Source organism: Streptosporangium sp. NPDC050148 (assembly GCF_055586505.1).
The window spans coordinates 1-1098 of record NZ_JBVJIA010000088.1; the positions used below are offsets into that span (position 1 = coordinate 1).

General features: G+C 64.2%; 1 protein-coding gene. It reads right to left on the reverse strand.

Translation table 11 applies throughout. The features are described from left to right. The coding region (locus ACZ6RT_RS37535; RefSeq protein ID WP_470158885.1) for an IS256 family transposase at window positions 1–1053 on the reverse strand (1053 nt) is incomplete at its 3' end. Between the last annotated feature and the right edge of the window lie 45 nt (window positions 1054–1098).

The following is a 1098-nucleotide window of genomic DNA, read 5'->3' on the forward strand; positions in this document are numbered from 1 at the left end:
GTCGAAGTTGAGGAAGGGCACGAACTCGGCCCAGGCGTCTTCCCACAACTTCACGATCGCCGGGTACTTGCCGCCCCAAGCCTCGGTGAACTCATAGAACCGCTCCAGTGCGGCGGCCTCGGTCGGCGCGGTGTAGATCGGTCGCAGTGCTTTGGCGATGGCGTCCCAGTGCTGGCGGGCGGCATAACGGAAGGAGGCGCGCAGCAGGTGCACCACGCAGGTCTGCACCACGGCCTGCGGCCAGACGGTCTCGATCGCCTGCGGCAGGCCCTTAAGCCCGTCGCAGACCACCATCAGCGCGTCACCGACGCCGCGGTTTTTGATCTCCGTCAGCACGTGAAGCCAGAACTTCGCGCCCTCGCCACCATCTCCGGCCCACAGCCCCAGGATGTCGCGCTCACCATCGACGGTGACCGCCAACGCCACATAAACGGGCCGGTTGGCGACCTGGCCATCGCGGATCTTGACATGAATGGCATCGATGAAGATCACCGGGTAAACCGGATCCAGTGGCCGGTTCTGCCACTCGGCCATCCCCTCCAACACCTTGTCGGTGATAGTGGAGATGGTCTGCTTGGAGACTTGCGCGCCGTAGACCTCGGCCAGATGCGCGGAGATCTCCCCGGTGCTCAGCCCCTTGGCCGACAGGGAGATGACCATCTCATCAACGCCCGACAGCCGCCGCTGGCGCTTGCGCACGATCTTCGGCTCGAAGCTGGCGTCCCGATCCCGTGGAACGGTGATCTCCACCGGGCCGACATCGGTCAGCACGGTCTTGGGACGAGTGCCGTTGCGGGAGTTGCCTGCTCCGCGACCGGCCGGATCGTGCTTGTCATAGCCGAGGTGATCGGTGATCTCACCTTCCAGGGCCGACTCCAGCACCAGCTTGGTCAGCCGGCCCAGCAGTCCGTTCTCGCCCACCAACTCCAAGCCCTCGGCACGGGCCTGGTCGACCAGCCGGCCGACCAGTTCTCGATCCGACGTCTCGTCTTTCCGCGTCACCGCGGCTTCCTCCAGGTCCGTGTCTGCGGATGCCTGAATCACAGTACTCATCAGGTGTATCTCCTTGATCAGGAGTTACACCGAAAACCGTACAGT